Source organism: Methylorubrum suomiense, from assembly GCF_022179765.1.
GTDB lineage: Bacteria > Pseudomonadota > Alphaproteobacteria > Rhizobiales > Beijerinckiaceae > Methylobacterium > Methylobacterium suomiense.
Genome location: NZ_BPRE01000017.1, coordinates 83,778 through 104,879, shown reverse-complemented (window position 1 = coordinate 104,879; position 21,102 = coordinate 83,778). Strand labels below are relative to the sequence as shown.

The 21,102-nt window shown below is 69.3% G+C and carries 21 protein-coding genes; 14 read left to right on the top strand and 7 right to left on the bottom strand.

The genetic code is table 11. The annotated features are described in order from the left end of the window. Positions 1–42: 42 nt before the first annotated feature. A complete protein-coding gene (locus tag MFF26_RS22220) occupies positions 43–1,449 on the bottom strand; it encodes a nucleobase:cation symporter-2 family protein (RefSeq protein ID WP_137828012.1) in 1,407 nt (468 codons plus the stop codon). A gap of 278 nt (positions 1,450–1,727) precedes the next feature. Here MFF26_RS22220 and uraD point away from each other — a divergent pair, with 278 nt between their 5' ends. Further along, positions 1,728–2,612 carry a 2-oxo-4-hydroxy-4-carboxy-5-ureidoimidazoline decarboxylase gene (gene uraD, locus MFF26_RS22215; RefSeq protein ID WP_137828013.1) on the top strand — a complete coding sequence of 295 codons (885 nt, stop codon included), beginning with the start codon at positions 1,728–1,730 and terminating at the stop codon, positions 2,610–2,612. Positions 2,613–2,705: 93 nt separating this feature from the next. Here the strand turns inward: uraD and hpxZ are convergent, their stop codons facing one another. From hpxZ to MFF26_RS22195, 4 genes are all read right to left on the bottom strand, one after another. Then, positions 2,706–3,116 carry an oxalurate catabolism protein HpxZ gene (hpxZ, locus tag MFF26_RS22210; protein WP_137828014.1) on the bottom strand — a complete coding sequence of 137 codons (411 nt, stop codon included), beginning with the start codon at positions 3,114–3,116 and terminating at the stop codon, positions 2,706–2,708. Further along, complete coding sequence (locus MFF26_RS22205; protein WP_137828015.1) at positions 3,113–4,528, bottom strand: AtzE family amidohydrolase; 1,416 nt, start codon at positions 4,526–4,528, stop codon at positions 3,113–3,115. Before MFF26_RS22205 ends, hpxZ begins: the two co-directional genes overlap by 4 nt. Beyond that, positions 4,525–4,728 carry a DUF4089 domain-containing protein gene (locus MFF26_RS22200; protein WP_137828016.1) on the bottom strand — a complete coding sequence of 68 codons (204 nt, stop codon included), beginning with the start codon at positions 4,726–4,728 and terminating at the stop codon, positions 4,525–4,527. The genes MFF26_RS22205 and MFF26_RS22200 overlap by 4 nt, the downstream gene beginning before the upstream one ends. Positions 4,729–4,893: 165 nt before the next feature. Further along, positions 4,894–5,577: a cysteine hydrolase family protein gene (locus tag MFF26_RS22195; protein ID WP_137828017.1), complete on the bottom strand. Its 684-nt coding sequence runs from the start codon at positions 5,575–5,577 to the stop codon at positions 4,894–4,896. A gap of 737 nt (positions 5,578–6,314) precedes the next feature. Between MFF26_RS22195 and MFF26_RS22190 the strand changes: the two genes are divergently transcribed. The 8 genes from MFF26_RS22190 (at position 6,315) to MFF26_RS22155 (ending at position 15,630) form a co-directional block, all read left to right on the top strand. Next, positions 6,315–7,337: a hypothetical protein gene (locus MFF26_RS22190; RefSeq protein WP_137828018.1), complete on the top strand. Its 1,023-nt coding sequence runs from the start codon at positions 6,315–6,317 to the stop codon at positions 7,335–7,337. A 56-nt stretch (positions 7,338–7,393) separates the two neighbouring features. Continuing rightward, the gene (locus tag MFF26_RS22185; protein WP_137828019.1) at positions 7,394–8,758 is read left to right on the top strand and encodes an 8-oxoguanine deaminase; all 1,365 of its coding nucleotides are present in this window, start codon (positions 7,394–7,396) and stop codon (positions 8,756–8,758) included. Between the two features lie 233 nt (positions 8,759–8,991). After that, a complete protein-coding gene (locus MFF26_RS22180) occupies positions 8,992–10,098 on the top strand; it encodes a BMP family ABC transporter substrate-binding protein (protein ID WP_137828020.1) in 1,107 nt (368 codons plus the stop codon). Positions 10,099–10,147: 49 nt separating this feature from the next. Continuing rightward, complete coding sequence (locus tag MFF26_RS22175) at positions 10,148–11,323, top strand: ABC transporter permease (RefSeq protein WP_137828021.1); 1,176 nt, start codon at positions 10,148–10,150, stop codon at positions 11,321–11,323. 37 nt (positions 11,324–11,360) lie between these two features. After that, positions 11,361–12,281 (top strand): ABC transporter permease, encoded by a 921-nt coding sequence (locus tag MFF26_RS22170; RefSeq protein ID WP_137828022.1) that lies wholly within the window; start codon positions 11,361–11,363, stop codon positions 12,279–12,281. A 13-nt stretch (positions 12,282–12,294) separates the two neighbouring features. Beyond that, a complete protein-coding gene (locus MFF26_RS22165; protein ID WP_137828023.1) occupies positions 12,295–13,323 on the top strand; it encodes a formamidase in 1,029 nt (342 codons plus the stop codon). Next, positions 13,320–14,063 carry a biuret amidohydrolase gene (gene biuH / locus MFF26_RS22160; RefSeq protein WP_373324518.1) on the top strand — a complete coding sequence of 248 codons (744 nt, stop codon included), beginning with the start codon at positions 13,320–13,322 and terminating at the stop codon, positions 14,061–14,063. Before MFF26_RS22165 ends, biuH begins: the two co-directional genes overlap by 4 nt. Position 14,064: 1 nt before the next feature. Then, the gene (locus MFF26_RS22155) at positions 14,065–15,630 is read left to right on the top strand and encodes an ABC transporter ATP-binding protein (RefSeq protein ID WP_137828024.1); all 1,566 of its coding nucleotides are present in this window, start codon (positions 14,065–14,067) and stop codon (positions 15,628–15,630) included. A 77-nt stretch (positions 15,631–15,707) separates the two neighbouring features. On the opposite strand, the gene MFF26_RS22150 is transcribed toward MFF26_RS22155, so the two are convergent. Both MFF26_RS22150 and MFF26_RS22145 read right to left on the bottom strand, forming a co-directional pair. Further along, positions 15,708–15,980 (bottom strand): hypothetical protein, encoded by a 273-nt coding sequence (locus tag MFF26_RS22150; RefSeq protein ID WP_137828025.1) that lies wholly within the window; start codon positions 15,978–15,980, stop codon positions 15,708–15,710. 142 nt (positions 15,981–16,122) lie between these two features. Further along, positions 16,123–16,326: a hypothetical protein gene (locus MFF26_RS22145; protein ID WP_137828026.1), complete on the bottom strand. Its 204-nt coding sequence runs from the start codon at positions 16,324–16,326 to the stop codon at positions 16,123–16,125. 304 nt (positions 16,327–16,630) lie between these two features. Between MFF26_RS22145 and MFF26_RS22140 the strand changes: the two genes are divergently transcribed. From MFF26_RS22140 to MFF26_RS22120, 5 genes are all read left to right on the top strand, one after another. Beyond that, a complete protein-coding gene (locus MFF26_RS22140; protein ID WP_137828027.1) occupies positions 16,631–17,548 on the top strand; it encodes a LysR family transcriptional regulator in 918 nt (305 codons plus the stop codon). A gap of 22 nt (positions 17,549–17,570) precedes the next feature. Beyond that, positions 17,571–18,974, top strand: coding sequence for a cytosine deaminase (locus MFF26_RS22135; RefSeq protein ID WP_238308569.1), 1,404 nt, complete (start codon positions 17,571–17,573; stop codon positions 18,972–18,974). A gap of 300 nt (positions 18,975–19,274) precedes the next feature. After that, on the top strand, positions 19,275–19,523 hold the full coding sequence (locus MFF26_RS22130) for a hypothetical protein (protein ID WP_137828028.1): 249 nt from the start codon (positions 19,275–19,277) through the stop codon (positions 19,521–19,523). Between the two features lie 262 nt (positions 19,524–19,785). Continuing rightward, a complete protein-coding gene (locus tag MFF26_RS22125; protein WP_137828029.1) occupies positions 19,786–20,013 on the top strand; it encodes a hypothetical protein in 228 nt (75 codons plus the stop codon). Between the two features lie 126 nt (positions 20,014–20,139). Continuing rightward, positions 20,140–21,078, top strand: coding sequence for a LysR family transcriptional regulator (locus tag MFF26_RS22120; protein ID WP_137828030.1), 939 nt, complete (start codon positions 20,140–20,142; stop codon positions 21,076–21,078). Positions 21,079–21,102 lie beyond the last annotated feature (24 nt).

Sequence of the window (21,102 nt, the reverse complement as noted above, 5' to 3'; positions counted from 1 at the left end):
TCCGAGGGGGTGAGCCGGGTATCGAGGCGCCCGCGCGGCGCATCAATGGGCTTCCGCCGTCTTGGCCTGACGCAGGGCGGCGTCGCGGGCCTCCGCCGCGCTGCCGAGCCCGTTGAAGAACAGGTTGAGCCCGACCGCCGCGATCGCGGCGAGCAGGATGCCGGATTCGAGCAGAGGGTGCAGCGTATGCGGCATCTGCTTGAAGAAGGCCGGCGCGACGAGCGGGATCATGCCGAAGCCGACCGAGACGGCGACGATGAACAGGTTGTAGCGATTGCCCGCGAAATCGACCCCTCCGAGGATGCGCGCGCCGGTGGCCCCGACCATGCCGAACATCACGAGGCCGGCGCCCCCGAGCACGCATTGCGGCACCGCCTCGACGAGCGCGGCGAGCTTCGGGATCAGGCCGAGCACGAGCATGATGGTGCCGCCGACCACGGTGACGAGGCGGGAGCGCACACCGGTGACGCCGACGAGGCCGATATTCTGCGAGAACGACGTATAGGGGAAGGTGTTGAAGATGCCGCCGACGAGCGTGCCGAGGCCGTCGGCGCGCAGGCCCCGCGTCAGCCGCTCCTCGCCGACCGGATCGGCGGTGATCTCCGAGAGCGCCAGGAACATGCCGGTGGATTCGATCATCACCACGATCATGACGATGCACAGCGTGATCGCCGAAACGAGATCGAAGGTCGGCCAGCCGAAGTGAAACGGCCGGACGATGTCGAGCCACGGCGCGGCGGCCACCTTGGACATATCGACGAGCCCGAACATCGCCGCGACGACCATGCCAGCGACGATGCCCACCAGCACCGAGGCCGAGGCCAAAAAGCCGGTGGCGAAGCGGGTGATGGCGAGGATGACGCAGAGCACGAAGGCGCTGATGGCGAGATAGAGCGGGGCGCCGTAATTCGGGTTGCCCAATCCACCCGCCGCCCAATTCACGCCGACCCGCATCAGCGAGATGCCGATGACCAGAATGATCGTGCCGGTCACGACCGGCGGGAATAGCGGCAACAACCGGCCGATCAGCGGCGCGACGGCGAGGCCGAACAGGCCTGCCGCGATGACCGAACCGTAGATGGTCGTCAGACCCAGATCCGGGTTGGTCCCCATCGCAATCATCGGCGTGACCGAGGCGAAAGTGACGCCCATCATCACCGGCATGCGGATCCCGATTCCCGGCAGCCCCCAGCTCTGGATCAGGGTGGCGATGCCGCAGGCGAAGAGGTCGGCGCTGACCAGGATCGCGATGTCCTCGGGCGAGAGCTTGAGCGCGCGCCCGACGATCAGCGGCACCGCGACCGCGCCCGCATACATCACGAGCACATGCTGGAGACCCAGCAAACCCAAAGCCGCCGGGTGAACCGCCGTGACCGGGGCCGTCGGCGGCCCGAGCGGCACCGGTCCGGTCCCCGCGGCCGGCGCCGCGTTCGCTGCACGATCGTCCATCACCCATGCCCCCCGATCGAACCCGGAGCCCGGCGATAGCGGGGCAAAGCGCGTGCCAGCCCCGGCGGTCGGATGCCCATGGGATGGGTGCGGTCCCGACAGGTGCGCGGCTCGATGCTGCTCGAGCCGCACAACGGGCGGGCGACGCATCCCGTCCTCGGCCCGCCTGCGGGTCCCCTCGATTGGCCCATTGCCTGCTATGAGGGCGCGCGACCGGCGCGCCGGCCGGGACACACCGCCGAGCGAGCCTGACCGCCAATTTTCGTCCAGAGAGCGCGATGCCCCTCCCCCTCTCAACACTCAACACGCTGCCGCCGGCGGACTTCGTCGCGGCGCTCGGCGCCGTGTTCGAGCACGCCCCCTGGGTCGCGCAGGGTGTCGCCGAGGGGCGGCCCTATCCGACGGTCGAGGCGCTGTTCTCCGCGATGCGCGCGACGGTCGAGGGCGCGGGCGAGGAGCGGCGGCTCGCCCTGCTCGTCGGGCATCCCGAACTCGCCGGCCGGGCGGCCCGGTCCGGCCGCATCGCCCCGGACTCGATCGCGGAGCAGGCCGCCGCCGGTCTCGACCGGCTGTCCGAGGCGGAATACGCGCAATTCGAGCGCCTCAATACGGATTACCGCGCCCGTTTCGGCATCCCGTTCATCCTCTGCGTGAAGCGGCACGGACGCGCCTCGCTGCTCGCGACCTTCGAGCGGCGGCTCGGATCGACGCGCGAAGCCGAGCGGCGCGTCGCGGAGGCGGAGGTGATGCGCATCGCCGCGATCCGCCTCGATGCCCTCGTGACCGGAGAGGGGCCGCTGCGGACGACGGGCCGGATCTCGACCCATGTGCTCGACACCGTGGCCGGCCGGCCCGCCGCGGGTGTCGCCGTGGAACTGGTCGAGATTGTCTCCGCCACGGAAGCGGTCCCGGTCGCCCGGGCTGTCACGAACGCCGACGGGCGCACCGATGCACCGCTGATCGGGGGGCGACCGGTCCCAATGGCAGCCTACGAGCTGCGATTCGCCCTCGGCGACCATTTCCGCCGTCTCGGGCTCGACCTGCCCGAGCCGCCCTTCCTCGACATCGTCCCGCTGCGCTTCGGCGTCGGCGAACCGGAGGGGCATTACCATGTGCCGCTGGTCGCGACGCCCTGGAGCTATCAGACCTATCGCGGGAGCTGATCGCGGGAGACTGGCGCGCGCTCCCGGGCGGTCTTCGGCGCCGCGGCGCATCCGGCGCGATCCTGTCGGGTTGAAACTTCTCGGACAGGCTCGCTAGGGGTGGGGCGCTCCTGAAGCCCCGTGGTCGTCTTCGATGATGCTCACATGGGCGGCCACGACCTTCCAGCCATCGGGAAAGCGCAGCCATGTCTGGCTCTGACGGCCGATTCGACCGGGGGCGCCCGCCCGCGTGAACAGGGTCATCGCCACCGCGCAATCGCGCCCGTAAGTGGTGATCACGGTGTCCCTCAAGTCGCGCGCGAGCCCCTGCGGCGAGCGGGCCCGACGGAAGGCGCGGATCGCGTCCATGCCGTAGAGGTTCTCACCCGCCCCGTAGCGGATGGTGCGTGGATCGTCGTGGAACAGCCGTTCGAGGGTTTCGACGTCGTTGCCGACCAGGGCCGTCTCGTAGGCTGCGAAGGCGGCCTCGACCTCGGCTCTCACCTCCGGATCGTCGATGATCATGTCTCCGGCTCCAGCGTCGCGACCGGCGCCCGTACTGCGCCCGCGCGCTCCAGTTCATGCGCGACCCGCAGGGCGACCGCCTCGCGCCAGGGCGCGGCGATCACCTGCACGCCGAGCGGCAGACCGCCGTCGAGCCAAACCGGCACCGCCACGACGGGCAACCCGATGAAGGAGATCGGCTGGGTGAACAGGCCGATATTGGCCCGCACCGGCCATTCGACGCCGTCCAACAGGAAGGTCTTCTGCCCCGAGCGCGGCGCCCGGCACGGTGTGGCCGGCGCGAGGATCACGTCGACCTCGCCGAACAGCTCGAGCACGGCGGCGCGGTACCATCGCCGGAACCGCTGCGCCCGCTCGACGAAGGGGGCGGGCAGCATCGCCCCGGCGATGAGTCGGTCGCGGACGGCGGGGTCGAAATCGGACGCCCGCGTGCGCAGCCGGTCGAGATGGAGCGCGGCGCCCTCGGCTGCGGTGATCAGGTAGGCCGACGCGCGGGCACGCGCCGCCTCCGGGATCTCGACGCGGCGGCTGCAGCCGAGTGCCCGAGCGACGTGATCCACGGCGGCGAAGGCTTCCGGGTGCCCTCGGCACGCGAAGTAGCCCCCCGCCACCGCGATGCGCAGATCCCCGATTCCCGCGTCGAGGCCCGCGACCGTCGGCTCGGGTGGGCGGACAACGCAGGCGGGATCCTCCGGGTCGGGCCCTTGCATCGCGTCGTAGGCCAGAGCGAGGTCGAGACTCGAGCGCGCCATCGGCCCGAGATGATCGAGGCTGCCGACGAAGGGGAAGCTGCCGGCCCGGCTCAGCCGTCCGTAGGTGGGCTTGAGCCCGAAGCAGCCGCAAAAGGCGGACGGAACCCGGATCGAGCCGTTGGTGTCGGAGGCGAGCGCGAGCGGCACGAGGCCCGCGGCGACCGCCCCGCCCGATCCGCCCGACGAGCCGCCGGACATGTGCCCGAGATCGTGCGGGTTCTTGGTGTCGCCGTCGTGGACGTTCTCGCCGGTGAAGTCGTAGGCGTATTCGCCCATGTTGAGCGCGCCGACGAGGCAGGCACCCGCCGCCTCCATGCGCCGGATCAGGGCGGCGTCGCGGGCGGCGGGAGGCCGCTCGCGGTTGATCCGCGCGCCCGCCCGGGTCGGTAGACCGGCGACATCGAACAGGTTCTTGACGGCGAAAGGCACACCCGCCAGCGGTCCGAGCGTTTCGCCGCGCCCGCGGGCGGCATCGACCGCCTCGGCCCGCGCCATCGCCCGCTCGGAAAGAATATCGGTAAAGCTGTTCACCTGCGGATCGATGCGCGCGATGCGCGCGAGCGCGGCGGCCGCCACGTCGCTTGCCGCGACGGACCCCTCTGCCACGGACCGGGCGATCGTGGATGCCGGGGCGCGGCTCCAGTCCGGCCGGTCGCTCACGCCGTGAAAACCGGAGCGGCCTCGGCCTCGTCGGGCAGAGGAAAGGCGCCGACCAGATCCGCGGCCTCGCGCAGGACGCGCAGGTTGGCGACGACGGCCGCCGTCCAAGCGGAGTTGAGGGTCAGGCCCAGCATGTCGGCCGCGTGCGCGGCGAAGGCGTCGAGGTCGGGTGTCGGCGGCTCGGTGAGGGGCGCGGGCATCGGTCCTCGCTTCTCCAAAGGCCGAAGTCCGGCCGCCTCCATCCGTGCAACGGCCGCGCCATCGACGATTTCCAACGGCCGCGAGTACGGCCGGTAAGCGATCCGAGGCGGCGCATTGCCGGAGGGCGGCTTCCTTGCGGCGAACGAAGCTTTCGGGAACGCGCCTCAGCTGCGGCCCAGGGCGGCGACGACCGAGGACGAGTCCGACACCCAGCCGAAGATGCCCCCCTGTGCCGTGATCATGGCGAGACCGGCCTCATGGAAGGCCGGGATGTAGGAACCGCAGGCATCTCCGACGACGACGCAGCGGTAGCCGCGGTCATTGGCCTCCCGCACGGTCGTGTGGACGCAGACCTCCGTCGTCACGCCGCAGACGATGAGCGTGTCGATGCCGCGCGCTTCCAGCACGGCGCCGAGTTCGGTGGCGTAGAAGGCGCCCTTGCCCGGCTTGTCGATGACGGGCTCCCCGTCGCGGGGCTGAAGGTCCGGGATGATGTCGTGACCGGGCTCGCCGCGGATCAGGATGCGCCCCATCGGCCCGATGTCGCCGATCCGCGCGTTCGGCGCGCCGCGTGTCAGTTTGGCCGTCGGCGCGTCGGAGAGGTCGGCCCTGTGGCCCTCGCGCGTGTGGATGACGAGCAGGCCGGCCGCCCGTGCGGCGGCGAGAAGGGCGCGGGCGGGCGGCACGGCGGCGGCGAGCAGCGAGACGTCGTTGCCCAGGCTCGCGCCGAACCCGCCGGGCTCGAGGAAGTCGCGCTGCATGTCGATGACGACGAGCGCCAGCGTCGCTGTATCGATCGGCAGGGGCGACGGCTCGGCGTCCAGCATGGTCGTGGGGCGAGCGGGCATGGTGCGGCCTCGCGGATCATGGTCCGGGTCGTACGGATCACCGCGATCATGCATGCAAGTTGACGGAACACCACGCTCAATCATGGGCTCCGTTGCGCGAAGTCTTGTCAAGATGACGCTCGCATGGGCACGCGATCCGATCTGGAGGCGCGTCGGAATCGCCAGTGCGCGTCCGTCGCAGATCGTGCCGATGGCGACGGACATCCCATGCATTGGGCAGCCCGACCTCGATGAGGATGTCGAAAAGGCTCACGGTACAGATCAAGAGCGCGACACTTGATGCTTCACGATGTCGGGAACGGCATCGATCCGGCGCGGAAATCGCACCGCTGTATCGCGGCAAGGCGATCGCGTGCCGGATCGCCGCCGCCGGTCGATCCTCATCCTGCGATCGCCGATCCGCCGGAACGCGTCGCACCCCGGATCTCAGCGGACTGAGCGCAAATCGTCATCGGACCTGGATCGCGCCGGCATCACGGGCAGAGTCTGCGCAAACTTCCAAAGTTTCGGCAAATCAAAGGGAGTCGCAGCGCCCTAACGAAGACCTCCCACTGCCTGCGGCCCCGCGAGCGTCGTTCCTGAAAAGATGACGTGATGTGTTCACCCGGCGTCAATGCCTGTGGCACGGCCATTCTGTTGCGCTTTTGTGACTCGCTTCTTCGACCGGCAGCTCAAGACGCTGCATGGCATATCGGTTGCTGCCCCTGCTCAATGGCATGCGAATGAGGGGAATAACAATGTTCGCAAGGGGGCTCATGGTCGGATTGGCGTTGTCGCTGGCCGCGGTCGGGCAAGGGTCGGCGGCCGATTTGGCGGCGGACGGGTACAAGAGGCCGCTCGCGCCGGTCGAGGCCGCGCCGGCCAAGCCTGTCTCGTTTTTCCTCTTCTCCGACACCCAGGTCAGCTACCGTTATTCGTTTCCGGCCGCAGAGCCGGGCGTACCGAACAACAATACGGCCAATCCGCTCGACGGGCGCGACATTCCCAAGCACATCCTCAACATCTCTCACGCGGATGCCTGGGAGTACGGAACGAACTTCTTCTCGCTCGATATTTTGAAGTCGGGCAGCCAGGACCCGGCCGGCACCGCGAACGGACCGGGCGGCCAAGCCGTCGTCTACGATTTCGGGGCGACCGAGGCTTACGGCCTGTATCGGGGCTCGCTGAGCCTCAACAAACTGATCGGGACGACGTCCTTCACCTATCCCGGCTTCGTGAAGGACGTGTCGCTCTCCTTCGGTTTCGACGCCAACACGAAGAACACGGTCTTCGGTCCGGAGAAGCGTGACGTGGTCGGCGGTCTCGTCTTCTCGGTCGACGTGCCGGTCGGCTTCCTCAACGTCGCCGTGCACGGCTACAAGGAATGGAACCGCAACGGCTTCGCGGTGGGGCCGTTCCGCAGCGTCGAGTTCGACTGGGTGCCCGAATTCGAAATCGTCTACAGCTTCCCGCTCGACGGCCTCTTCGGCGGCTTCCCGCTGAAGCTCGCGGGCTTCAACAACATCGTCCTGCCCAAGGGCAACGGCGGCATCCCGGGCACGGCCCCGACCAACGTCGAATTCCTCTCGCGCACCAACCTCGTGCTGGACGTCGGCAAGCTGGTCTGGGACCAGCCCGGCAGGCTCGATGCGTTCGTGGGCTTCCAGTACTGGCGCAACAAGTTCGGCGTCGACAAGGATATCGGCTTCGCTCAGGGCGGCGCCGGCCCCGGTGCGGAGGAAAAATCGTTCCTCGCGGGCGTCGCCGTCCATATCTTCTGATCATTGACCGGTTCCGGGGAAGGTCCCCGGAACCTGAAGTGGAGAACCGGCCCCGGATGATGGAAGCGAGCGCCACACCCCGCCGCCTGTGGATCCGCGATCCCCTGGCGATCCTGGCCGAGGGAGCGGGCGGCGGAATCGTGGTCGAAGGCACCCGCATCGTCGAGCGTGTCGCGGCGGGCGCCCGGCCCGTCGCACCGGTCGACGAGACCTTCGACGCGGGGCGTCACGTCGTCATCCCGGGCCTCGTCAACACCCACCACCACTTCTTCCAGACGCTGACCCGCGCCCACCCGATCGCGATCAACAAGCCGCTCTTCCCCTGGCTGAAGGCGCTCTCGACGATTTGGCCGCGATTGACCCCGGAGGCCTTCCGGCTCGCCAGCCGGCTCGCCTACACGGAATTGCTGCTCTCCGGCTGCACGACGGCGGGCGATCACCACTATCTGTTCCCGAAGGGCCTCGAAGCCTCCGTCGATATCCAGGTCGAGGAGGCCCGCGCGATCGGCATCCGCGCCTTCGTCACCCGCGGCTCGATGAGCCTGTCGGAGAAGGATGGCGGCCTGCCGCCCGAGACGCTGGTGCAGGACGACGACACGATCCTGGCCGACAGCGAGCGCGTGCTGTCGCTGTTCCACGATCCCAAACCCGGCGCGATGGTGCAGATCGGGCTCGCTCCCTGCTCACCCTTCAACGTCACCAAGCGGCTGATGCACGAGAGCGCGCGGCTCGCCGAACGTCACGATTGCCGGCTGCACACCCATCTCGGCGAGACGCTCGACGAGAACGCCTACTGCCTCGAGATGTACGGGCAGCGCCCGGTCGACTATCTCGAGGAGGTCGGCTGGATGAGCGCGCGGACTTGGCTCGCGCACGGCATCCATTTCAACGACGACGAGGTGCGGCGCCTCGGTGCCGCGGGGGTCGGCGTCTGCCACTGCCCGACCTCGAACATGGTGCTGGCGTCCGGCCGTTGCCGGACCTGCGAGCTGGAGGCGGCGGGCAGCCCCGTGGGTCTCGGCGTCGACGGCTCCGCCTCCAACGACAACTCCAACCTGATCGAGAGCGTGCGCCACGCCCTGATGCTGGCGCGGCTGAGTTACCGTGCGGAAGACGTCAGCCACCTCGACGCGCTGCGCTGGGCCACGGAGGGCTCGGCCCGCTGCCTGGGGCGCAATGACATCGGCCGGATCGAGCCGGGCCGCGAGGCGGATCTCGCTTTGTTCACCCTGGACGAACTGCGCTTCTCGGGTGCGCACGATCCCCTCGCCGCGCTGGTGCTGTGCGGGGCGCATCGGGCCGACCGGGTGATGGTGGCGGGGAGCTGGCGCGTGATCGACGGCGCACCGATCGGTGTCGATACGGGCGATCTGCGCGAGGCGCATACACGGCTGGCCCGGGAGCTGTTCGGGACGCTCTGACGGACTCGTATCGAAAACCATCATCGAGGCGACGGGCGAGAAGATGTTGCCTCGATGAGGACGGCGCGAGGCCGGAACAGGCTGATGCGAGAGCGTGCAGAGATGGATGTCGTTTCAGGCGCCTGAGCGGAACACGCTGCCACAAGGCCGGAACTTTTGTCCCCTGCTTGGCACGGGACAGGTCCACTTCTTGCAAAGTTCCGGTCTCACATCGTCAAGACGGACCGAACCTCGTGGCAGCCCATTCTCTCTCCCGCAGACATCTTCTCGTCGGCACGTCCGCTGTCGCGCTCGGCTCGCTGCCCTTCGCCCGCGCCCGGGCTGCCAGCCCGCTCACGGTCGGGTTCATCTATGTCGGCCCCAAGGACGATTACGGGTACAACCAAGCCCACGCGCAGGGCGCCGCGGCCCTGAAGGCGATCCCCGGCGTTCAGGTCGTCGAGGAGGAGAACGTCCGCGAGACCACCGACGTCCAGAAGACCATGGAGAGCATGATCAACCTGGACGGCGCGAGCCTGATCTTTCCGACCTCCTTCGGCTATTTCGATCCGCACATGCTGATCGAGTGCAAGAAGAACCCCAAGGTGCAGTTCCGTCACTGCGGCGGCCTCTGGACCGAGGCCAACCCGAAGAATGCCGGTTCGTATTTCGGCTACATCGCGCAGGGGCAGTACCTGAACGGCATCGTCGCCGCCCACGCCTCGAAGTCGAAGAAGCTCGGCTTCGTCGCGGCCAAGCCGATCCCGCAGGTGCTCAACAACGTCAACGGTTTCCTGCTCGGCGCCCGCAGCGTCGATCCGTCGATCACCGTGCAGGTCATCTTCACCGGCGAGTGGTCGCTCGCGGTCAAGGAAGCGGAGGCGACGAACGCCCTGATCGACGGCGGGGCCGACGTGATCACCTGCCACGTCGACAGTCCCAAGGTCGTCGTCGAGACCGCCGCGCGCCGCGGCGCCTTCGTCTGCGGCTACCACGCCGACCAGTCGGCGCTCGCCAAGGGCAAGTACCTCACCGGCGCCGAGTGGAACTGGGCCTCGATCTACAAGAATTTCGTCGCCGACATGCAGGCCGGCAAGGCACCGCCGAATTTCGTGCGCGGCGGCTTGCCGGACGGCTTCGTGAAGATGAGCGCCTACGGCCCGGCCGTGTCCGACGCGGCGCGCGCGAATGCCGATGCGGTGAAGGCCGAGATGATGAAGGGGGGCTTCGCCATCATCAAGGGACCGCTGAAGGACAACAAGGGCAACGAGATCGCCGGCTCGGGCAAGGCTTTCGCCGAGAACGCGATCGAACTCGAGAAGACCAACTACCTCGTCGAGGGGGTGAAGGGCTCCGCCTGAATCCGGCTGGCATGCTTCCTGCCGCGCTGCGGACGAGGACGTGACGCATATGGCCGCTGACACCACCGCCCCCGCCCTACCGCTCGCCGAGCCCGTCCCGGGGGCGCCGAACCGCCCGCCCGCGGCGCTTCAGGCGCGGGCATGGCTCGCCCGTCGGGCCGAGGTGGTGGCGATCCCGGTCGGGGCGGTGGTCGCCGGTTTCGGACTGTTCAGTCTCTTCCTGCTCGTTCTGGGCAAGAGCCCGGTCGATTTCGTCAATCTCGTCTGGCGGGGCGGGTTCGGGTCGCCCTTCGCCTTGCAGAACAGCCTGCAGCGCGCGGCACCCCTGCTCTTCGCCGCCCTCTGCGTGGCGCTGCCGGCCCGCCTCGGCCTGGTGGTGATCGGCGGCGAGGGTGCGATCGTTCTGGGCGGCGTCGCCGCCGCCGCTGCCGCGCAGCCGCTCCAGGGATGGCCGGCGACCCTCGCGGTGCCGCTCATGGCGCTGGCGGCGGCTGGTGCCGGGGCGCTCTGGATCGGCGCCGTCGGTGCCCTGCGCGCCTATCGCGGCGTCAACGAGACCATCGCGAGCCTGCTGATGTCCTACATCGCGATCGCTCTCTCGAATCACCTGATCGAGGGGGTGTTGCGCGATCCCGGAAGCCTCAACAAGCCCTCGACCTGGCCGATCGGCGAGGCGTTCGCGGTCGGTCCGCTGCCCGGCCTCGACGTCCATTGGGGGCTCGGCGTCGGCGCCATCGTCTGCCTCGCCGCCTACCTCCTGACGGAGCGCACGACGACGGGCTTCGCCGCGCGCATCGCCGGCGGCAACGTGCGCGCCGCTCAGATCCAGGGATTGCCGGTCGGGCGGCTCGTCGTCGGTTTCACCGCGCTCGGCGGCGCCTGCGCGGCGCTGGCCGGGTTCTTCGAGGTGGCGGCCGTACACGGGAACGCCAACGCCTCGCTGAATGCCGGATTCGGCTATACCGGCATCCTCGTCGCCTTCCTGGCGCGCCACAACCCGCTCGGCATCATGCCCGTCGCCTTCCTGCTCGGCGGCATCGAGGCATCGAGCGGGCTGATTCAGCGGCGGATGCAACTGCCCGACGCCACGGTCCTCGTCCTCGAAGGGCTTCTCTTCCTCGTCGTCCTGCTGAGCGAGACACTCTACGGGCGCTTCAAGATCTTCAGCCCGCATCTCTGGGCCGAGAAGCGCGAAACGTCGAACGGGGCGGCGGCAGCCGCATGAGCGTGTCCCAGGAATCCGAGCGCGTGAGGCGGACACGATGAACGACGATCTCGGCCTCTGGACAGTGCTGCTCGCCGTCATCGGCGGCGCGATCCGCGTCTCCACGCCGTTCCTGTTCGTCAGTTTGGGCGAGACCATCACCGAGCGATCGGGGCGGATCAATCTCGGACTCGAGGGCACGCTCGTCTTCGGCGCGATGTCGGCCTACGCCACGGCCGTGGTCACCGACAGTCCCTGGGCGGGGGTCGCGGTCGCCGGTCTCGCGGGGGGCGGCTTCGGCCTGCTGCACGGATTCATCTGCCGGTTCCCACGGGTCAACGACGTGGCGATCGGCATCGCCCTGATGCTGTTCGGCTCCGGGCTGGCCTTCTTCCTCGGCAAGCCCTTCATCCAGCCTTCCGCCCCGCCGTTGCCCGCGATCCCCCTCGGCTTCTGGTCGGATACGCCCCAGGTTCAGGCGGCCCTTCGCGTCAACGTGCTGTTCCTCGTCGGTGCCGCCCTCGCCGTGTTCCTGTGGTGGGCCTTCCGCAACACCAAGGCTGGGCTGATCGTGCGCGTCGTCGGCGACAGTGCCGATGCGGCCCGTGCCATGGGGTACGACGTCGACCGGGTACGCCTCCTCGCGACCGCCGTCGGCGGCGTCCTGGCCGGGATCGGCGGGGCCTATCTCTCGCTCTACTACCCCGGCTCCTGGAACGAGGGCATCTCGTCCGGGCAGGGCCTGATGGCGGTGGCGCTCGTCATCTTCGCGCGCTGGAATCCCCTCGCCTGCTTCGGCGCGGCCCTGCTGTTCGGCGGCGCGGGGGCGCTCGGGCCGGCATTGCAATCGGTCGGCATCTCCCAGGGCTATTACCTGTTCTACGCCGCCCCCTACGTCCTCACCCTGGCCCTGCTGATCGCCACCTCCTCGCCCGATCGGGCCTTGGCCGGCGCGCCGGGCGAACTGTCTCTCAAATAGTCACGGAGTTCCCATGAACGGTCTCGGCGGACTGAACAAATCCCCGAACGGCATCGTCATCGGCCTCGTCCAGCTCCAGCTGCCGAACGTGGTCACCCCCGGGGATCTGAGGGCGCAGACCGAGCGCATCGTCGCCATGGTCGGGAAGGCGCGGGCCAACATGGCGACTATGGACCTCGTCGTCTTCCCCGAATACGCGCTGCACGGCCTCTCGATGGACACCAACCCGGAGATCATGGTCTCCCTCGACGGTCCCGAAGTCGCCGCCTTCAAGGAGGCCTGCCGCGCGAACCGCATCTGGGGCTGCTTCTCGATCATGGAGGCCAACCCCGGCGGCAACCCCTACAATTCCGGGTTGATCATCGACGATGCGGGCGAGCTGAAGCTCTATTATCGGAAGATGCATCCCTGGGTTCCGGTCGAGCCCTGGGAGCCGGGCGATCTCGGCATCCCCGTGATCGAAGGACCCAAGGGGGCCAAGATCGGCCTCATCATCTGCCACGACGGCATGTTCCCGGAAATGGCGCGGGAATGCGCCTACAAGGGCGCCGAGATCATGATCCGCACGGCCGGCTACACGGCGCCGATCCGCGAATCATGGCGCTTCACCAATCAGTCGAACGCGTTCTGCAACCTGATGGTGACCGCCAATGTCTGCATGTGCGGCTCGGACGGCACCTTCGACTCGATGGGCGAGGGCATGATCGTGAATTTCGACGGCTCGGTCATCGCCCACGCCACGACCGGACGCGTCGACGAGATCGTCACGGCGGAAGTGCGGCCCGACCTCGTGCGCGAGGCGCGCCTGCACTGGGGCGTCGAGAACAACATCTACCAGCTCGGCCACCGCGGCTACACGGCGGTGAAGGGCGGGGCGCAGGACTGCCCCTACACCTACATGCACGACCTCGCCGCAGGCCAATACCGTGTGCCGTGGGAGGACGCGGTCCAAGTCGTCGACGGCACCTCCTGCGGCTTCGCCGCGCCGACGCGTTCCTACGGCGCGGCGCAGACGCCCCCGGCGCGGGAGGCCGCCGAGTGAGCGCGTCACCATCTCCCCTGCCCGGGACGGACGGGCGCCCGAACGGCACCTACGTCGCCGCCGAACCCTATCCCTGGCCCTTCGACGGTGACCTGCGCCCCGCCAACACGGCGCTCGTCATCATCGACATGCAGACCGACTTCTGCGGGACCGGCGGCTACGTCGACGCGATGGGCTACGACCTTGCCCTCACCCGCGCGCCGATCGGTCCGATCGGGCGGCTCCTCGCGGCGGCGCGGAGGAATGGATACCACGTGATCCACACCCGCGAGGGACACCGCCCGGACCTCGCCGACCTGCCCGCCAACAAGCGCTGGCGCTCACGCCGGATCGGTGCGGGGATCGGCGATCCCGGTCCCTGCGGGCGCGTGCTGGTGCGCGGCGAGCCGGGCTGGGAGATCATTCCGGAACTCGCGCCGCTGCCCGACGAACCGGTGATCGACAAGCCCGGCAAGGGCTCGTTCTGCGCAACCGATCTCGAACTCATCCTGACCACGCGCCACATCCGCAACCTGATCCTGACCGGGATCACCACGGATGTCTGCGTCCACACCACCATGCGAGAGGCCAATGATCGCGGCTTCGAATGCGTGATCGTCTCCGACGGGACCGCCGCGACCGATCCGGGCAACCACGCCGCGGCGCTGAAGATGGTGACCATGCAGGGCGGCGTGTTCGGTGCGGTCGCCGCCTCCGACGCGGTTCTCGCGGCGATGGGCGCCGGCCCCCATGGAGGCTAGCATGGACCCCGCTGCGACGGTCGCCCCACCCGTCGCGCCCGGAACCGGCGCCCTCGCCGTCGAGACGATCGGCATGACGAAGCGCTTCGGCGGCTTCACGGCGCTGGACGACGTCTCGATGCGGATCGAGGCGGGCGGCTTCCACGCGCTGCTCGGGGAGAACGGCGCCGGCAAGTCGACCCTCGTCAAATGCGTGATGGGTTTCTACGCGCCGAGCGCCGGATCCGTGCTCGTGGACGGGCGCGAGGCCGAGATCACGGGCCCCAAGGGGGCGCAGGAGCGCGGTCTCGGCATGGTCTACCAGCACTTCACGCTGGTGCCCTCGCTGACCGGCGCCGAAAATCTCGTCATCGCCCGGGCCGACGCGCCCGCCCTGCTCGACTGGCGGACCGAGCGTGCGGCGCTCTCTGACTTCATGGCCCGGATGCCGTTCCGGCTGAACCTCGATCGACCGGTGGCGGAACTGGCCGCGGGCGAGAAGCAGAAGCTCGAGATCGTCAAGCAGCTCTATCTCAAGGCGCGCTTTCTCATCCTCGACGAGCCCACCTCCGTGCTGACGCCAGCGGAAGCCGAGGAGGTGCTGGGCCTGCTGCGCGGCATGACCGACCGCGGCGCGCTCACCGTGCTGATGATCAGCCACAAGTTCCGCGAGGTCGAGGCGTTCGCCCGCTCCTTGAGCGTGCTGCGCCGTGGGCGGCTCGTCGGCGGCGGTGCGGTCGGCGCGCTCTCGCGCGACGACATGGCGGCGATGATGGTGGGCGAACGGACGGTTCGGACCATCGCCGCGCGGATCGGCGAACCCGACGCGGCAAGCACGGTGCTGAACGTCGAGAAGTTGGAGGCGACCGACGCGTCCGGAATGCGCCGCATCGACATCGCCGATCTGCGCGTGCGCGGACGCGAGATCGTCGGCATCGCGGGTGTGTCCGGCAACGGCCAGAAGGAACTCGCCGACGTGCTCGGCGGCCAGATCCGCGCGCTGGGTGGGCGGATCACGGTACAGGGCGAGCCCTATCGCGGCACCCGGGGCGAAAGCCGTCGGCACCGGGTGCGGTTCATCCCGGAAGAGCCGTTGCGCAATGCCTGCGCGCCGCGGATGTCGGTGGCCGAGAATCTCGCCTTCCGCGCCTTCGACCGTCGCGGCGAGGATCCCGCCGGTTCGCCGACCTTCTGGCTCGATCGACGGGCCATGGGGCGGCGGGCGAAAGACCTGATCGCCCGCTTCAAGGTGAAGACCGCCTCCTCCGAGGCGCCGATCGCCACGCTGTCCGGCGGCAACGTGCAGCGCGCCGTGCTCGCCCGCGAACTGACCGACCCGGTCGATCTCCTGATCGTGGTCAATCCCTGCTTCGGACTCGACTTCGCGGCGGTGTCCGAGATCCGCTCGCGCATCGTCGCGGCGCGCAACGCGGGTGCGGCGGTCCTGCTGATCAGCGAGGATCTCGACGAGATCCTCGAATTGGCCGACCGCATCGTCGTGATGTCGGAGGGCAAGCTCGTCTACGAGACGCCGGCCGCGGCGGCCGAGTCGAGCGTGATCGGCCGGCACATGGCCGGGCATCACTGAGCGCGTCAGACCTCCCACACCGGTCGCTCGAACGGGAGGCCTCGCCGGGGATCAGACGGTGCCGCCCGTCAAACCGATCAGGGGCGTGGCGGCGGCGGAGGCGGCGGCGGCTCCATGCCGGGTCGCGGCGGCGTCTCGACCGGCACCCCGACGCCGGGCGGAGCCGGGATCGCGTCACCGGAGCGGATCGCTTCCCGCTCGTTCGGGATCGCGGCCGCGCCCTCGGTGCCGCCGGGTGCCGTCGCCGCCGGCGTACCGGCCGGGGCGCCGGTCGAGCCCTGAGCGAGCGCGGTGCCGACGACACTGACGAGACCGAGCAGCGCGAGCGCGGCTGTCATCGTAGAACGCATGATCGCTGACTTTCCTGCATCGAGATCGTTGTCGGGACGGGGTGGAGAACCAGGCGGGATCGAGGTGTCGCTCGCGCCGGGAGGTGCCGGACCACGAATGAGGCACGATGCGGCACGGCGGATGCCCGCCGCATTCAGTCCCTCAGCGCCGCTTCCTGGCGGCGCGGGCCGCCTTGCCGCGACGCCCGCCTGGCGCCGTCACCCGTGGCTGGCCCGCCGGAGGCGTGAGCGTCCCCTGCGCGCGCGCGCCGGGCGCGGTCGCGAGGCTGCCCCCGAACAGGCAAGCCGCGACGATCCAGGCGAGTAGGGGTAGACCGAGGCCAAGTCCGGCCCGTGACACGCGCATCGTGAAGGCTCCCGTGGCGCCGCAGCGGCCGCATTTCTGCGAGCAAGGACTGTGCCGCCGATGCCGGCCGATGGGGGCTTCGGGCGACGCCGGGTCCGCTCGATCGAGGGTGGGCAGCACCAGCCCGTCCGGGCGGTCGGTCTCCGACTTAGGAGATCAGGGCGCGCGGCGCGGATGCTTCGAACGGGCTGAGGCGGGGACGGCAGCGGGCTGGGCCCGGAACCGATTGGCAAGCTCCCTGCAAACGGTTCGGCCGATCCGCGCCGGGGCGCGCGCAGGATGCGGGACGGAGGGAGTTCAGCCCATGCTGCATCATCGCCTGCTCGCCTACCTCGACGAGGTGGCTCGCAGCGGCTCGATCCGCCGGGCGGCCACCCGCCTCAACGTCGCGTCGAGCGCCGTCAACCGCCAGATTCTCTCCTTGGAGGAAGAGATGGGCATGCCGCTGTTCGAGCGGTTGCCGCGCGGCCTGCGCCTCACGGCGGCGGGTGAGGTGCTGGTGCGACATGTGCGCGACACCCTGAACGATCACCAGCGCATGTTGGCTCAAGTGGCGTCCCTCAAGGGGTTGACCCGCGGTGAGGTGACGATCGCGACGATGGCGAGCATCGCGGGCAGCGTGCTGCCCGGCGTGATCGGCGCGTTCCGCGAGTCCAATCCACGCATCGTCGTTAAGGTCTCCATCCTGTCGATCGACCGGATCGTCGCGGCGCTGCTCTCGGGCGAGGCCGATCTCGCATTGGCCTATAAACTGCCGGCGGATCCGCGCCTGCGCTGCATCGCCGAGTTCGAGCACCGGCTCGGCGCGGTGATGGCGCCAGACCACCCGCTCAGCGGACGCTATCAGGTGCGGATGGCCGATTGCCTCGAATATCCCCTCGTCGTCGCCGACCACTCGATGACCCTGCGCGGCGTGCTCGAAGTCCTCGTCCCGGAAGGCGCGAGCTTCACGCCCGCCGTCGAGACGAACTCCATCGAGCTGATGAAGCGCCTCGCCCAGACCCCGCCGCACGTCACCTTCGTGAATCTCTTGGATGTCGGCGACGAGATACGCCGCGGTGTCCTGGCCTTCACGCCGCTTTCCGACGATCGCGCCATCACGCAGCGCGCCTCGTTGGTCCAGCGTGCCCGTGCCCCGCTCGACGGCCCCGCCCACCTGCTCGCGACCCGGATCGAGGCCGAGTTCGAGCGCCAGAGCACCGTCGATTGCGTGTTCGAGTGATCGTCCCCCGCAGGAGCGCGACATGTTCGGATGTAACGAGCGCGAGCACGACAGGCCGGAGGGTTCGTTCCTGCCGTCGGCGCCGGCTTTCCGCCTGCTCAACGCGCGCGTGCCCGCCGCCTTCCTGACGGACGGTGTGCCGGCCGGTGCCCCCCTCGACACCGACGACTGCGCGATCGTCGACATCCTGATCGCGCATGGACGCTTCGGCCCGATCCGGCCCGCGGGACAGTCAACGGACGCCGCTCCGGCCACGCTGCCCGCCGCCGACCTCGCTGGCCGGCAGGCCTGGCCGCGCCTCGTCGACATGCATACGCATCTCGACAAGGGACACACGGTCGCCCGAACGCCCAACCCGACCGGCGACTTCCCCGGGGCCCGCGACGCGACGAGCGCGGATCGCACGGCGCACTGGGACGCGGCGGATCTGCGCCGCCGCATGGAATTCGGGCTCGCCTGCGCCTTCGCCCATGGGACAGGGGCGATCCGCACGCATCTCGACAGCCAGGATGGCGGCCGCTTCCGCGATCAGGCGGCCATCACCTGGGGCGTGTTCCGGGAGGTCCGGGACGCCTGGGCCGGACGGGTGGCGCTCCAGGGCGTCGGTCTGACCCCAATCGACGCCTACGCCACCGATCACGGGCGCCGGCTCGCCGACCTGATCGCGACTTCGGGCGGGTTGATCGGCGGTGTCACCCGGCCGACCGGTGGCCTGCACGGGGCCGCCCTCGCCGAGATCGACAGCCTGCTCGACCGGCTGTTCGACCTCGCCCGCGAGCGGGATCTCGATATCGATCTGCACGTGGACGAGACCGGCGATCCCGCCGCGACCTCGCTCGACGCCGTGGCGCGAGCCACCCTCCGCCACCGCTACGAGGGGCGGGTCACCTGCGGCCATTGCTGCAGCCTCGCGCTCCAGCCGGCGGAGCAGGCTGCGGCCACGATCGCGCGGGTCGCGCAGGCGGGAATCTGGGTCGTGACCCTTCCGACCGTCAACATGTATCTCCAGGATCGCGCCCATGGCCGAACCCCGCGCTGGCGCGGCGTGGCGCCGGTTCAGGAACTCATGGCGGCGGGCGTGCGCGTCGCGGTTGCCGGCGACAATTGCCGGGACGCCTTCTACGCCTACGGCGACCACGACATGCTCGACACGATCCGGGCGGCGGTCCGCATCCTTCATCTCGATCATCCGCTCGCTGGGGCGCCCGCCCTCGCCGGTCCCGTGCCCGGCGCGACCATGGGTCTTGCCCATGCCGGCACGATCCGTGAGGGCGGTCCTGCCGACCTGATCCTGCTCCCCGCGCGCAGCCTCAACGAGGTCGTCTCGCGGCCGAACGCGGATCGACTCGTGATGGTCGAAGGCCGCCCCCTCGCGGCGCGGATCCCCTCTTACGAGGCTCTGACCGGCGGGTCGGCGCCCTGGTAGCTCACGGAACCGCCCGTCTGACCGTTTTGCGTGTGTGAAAAAGCACGTTTTGCGAAAGAAACATGCTAGCTCCGGCGTGAAGCCGAAAAAACACGCAAAGTTTGCCCAAACAATTGATCATAAAAGGAAACCTGATCGATGGCCTGGGCCTGATCCGTCGCGCTCCGGCGCGTGTGCTGTGTCTATGTGCACACCACCAAGGCAGAAGATGTTGTTTTCCGCAGCACCGTTGCTCAATTTCCGACTAATCGGCAGCCGCAGATGCGCGCGGCTTCGAACTCAATTTTCGGAGATTGTGCCATGAGCCTCAAGATTGTTGCGGGCGCCGCTCTCGGCCTCGTTCTGTCCACCACCGCCTTCGCGCAGAGCTACAACGCTCCGAGCGGCATCCCTGCCGCCACCGCCCCGGGCGGCCTCGAAGGGATTGCCGGTCCCGGCAACGTGCAGCGCTACGTCGATCGCTACGGTCGACCCGGCCCGGCCTCGGTCGATGGCGTCTACGCGACCGGTTCGATCGTCCACGCGCCGCGCGCCGATCGTTCGCGCTGAACTCTGCCGAACGTGACGCCTGTCGACGGTTGAGAGGGCCTGCCGCTCCCGGAGCGGTGGGCCCTTTCTCGTTGCGCCAGCGCTGCGGAACGGGTCGCCGGCATCATCGCATGCGGCATTGCCCCTGCGCTCGACTGTTCAATTTCATCGAACGTTTCGTTCGATCTTATTCCAGTTTTCAGAAAGATGATCCGGGACCATCTTCACTCCATCAGCTGACGGCCGAAGCGACCGTCTCCGCACCGGACCGATGGAGTTCACCATGTCCCGTCTTCTCACCGCCGCCGCCCTCGCCCTCTCACTGACCGCCGGCCTGACCGGTGCCGCTTCCGCGCAGAGCTACAACGCCCCCGCCGGCATCCCCACCGCGACCGCCCCCGGCGGCCTCGACGGAACCCATCACGGGCAGCGTCTCCAGCAGTCCGGCGCCGCGGCGACCGACACCGTCTTCACGACCGGCTCCATCCGGCGCGCGCGCTCCACTCGCTGAGCCGGCCCCCGGCGCAATCGATCCGACCGAATACCGGGAAGCCGGCTCCGCCCCACGGAGCCGGCTTCCCGCTTGCTTGCTCGGGGAGAGGCGGCCCGGAGGGACGCCTCGCTCTGGGAGGGCGGCATGCAGGGACCGGGAACACCGACGCTCGACCAGTTGCGGGTCTTTCTCACGGTGGTCGAGAGCGGCAGCTTCGCGGCGGCCGGGCGACGGCTGAACCGCGCCACCTCGGTGGTGAGCTACACGGTCGCCAACCTGGAACTCCAACTCGGCGTGTCCCTGTTCGACCGCGAATCCACGCGCAGGCCGCAACTGACGGAGGCCGGGCGTGCCGTGCTCGCCGAGGCACGCACGATCGCCCACGGCATCGACGGATTGCGCGCCAGGGTGAGCGGTCTGCTCGGGGGATTGGAGGCGGAGGTCGCCTTCGTATCGAGCGTCCTGTTGCCGGGCGCCCGGCTCGTCGATGCCCTCACCGCCTTCCAGGTCCGCTTCCCGACCGTGGCCCTGCGTCTGAATGTCGAGGCGCTCGGCACCGCGCAGGATTTCGTGGCGAGCGGCAAGGCCCAGATCGGCATCAGCGTCGAGTTCTGGAACCGCGAGACGGATCCGCTCGAGCGGATCGCCGTGGGTGAGGTCGAGATGCTGACCGTCGCTGCGCCCGGCCACCCGCTCGCGCGGGGGGAGCAGCCTCCCGGCGCCGCCCGGGAGCAGATCCAGCTCGTCATCACCGACCGTTCGCCGCTCTCGCACGGCCAGGAATTCGGCGTCGTCGCCAGCCGGACGTGGAGGCTCTCCGACCTCAGCACCAAGCACACGCTCCTGCTGGCCGGGATCGGTTGGGGCAGCATGCCCGCCCATATGGTCGAAGCGGATATCGCGGCCGGTCGCCTCGTCGAACTGCGCCTGCCCGAGGCCACGCGCCGCCGCCTGCCGCTCACCGCGATCTACCGCACCGATCATCCTCCCGGCCCGGCCGGGCGCTGGCTGATCCGACGCTTCGTCGAGCAAGCCGAGGCTCAGTCTCTGTTTTCCGAAACGCCGACCGCCGCGACGGCGTGAACCACCGCGTCACGGGCAGGGCAG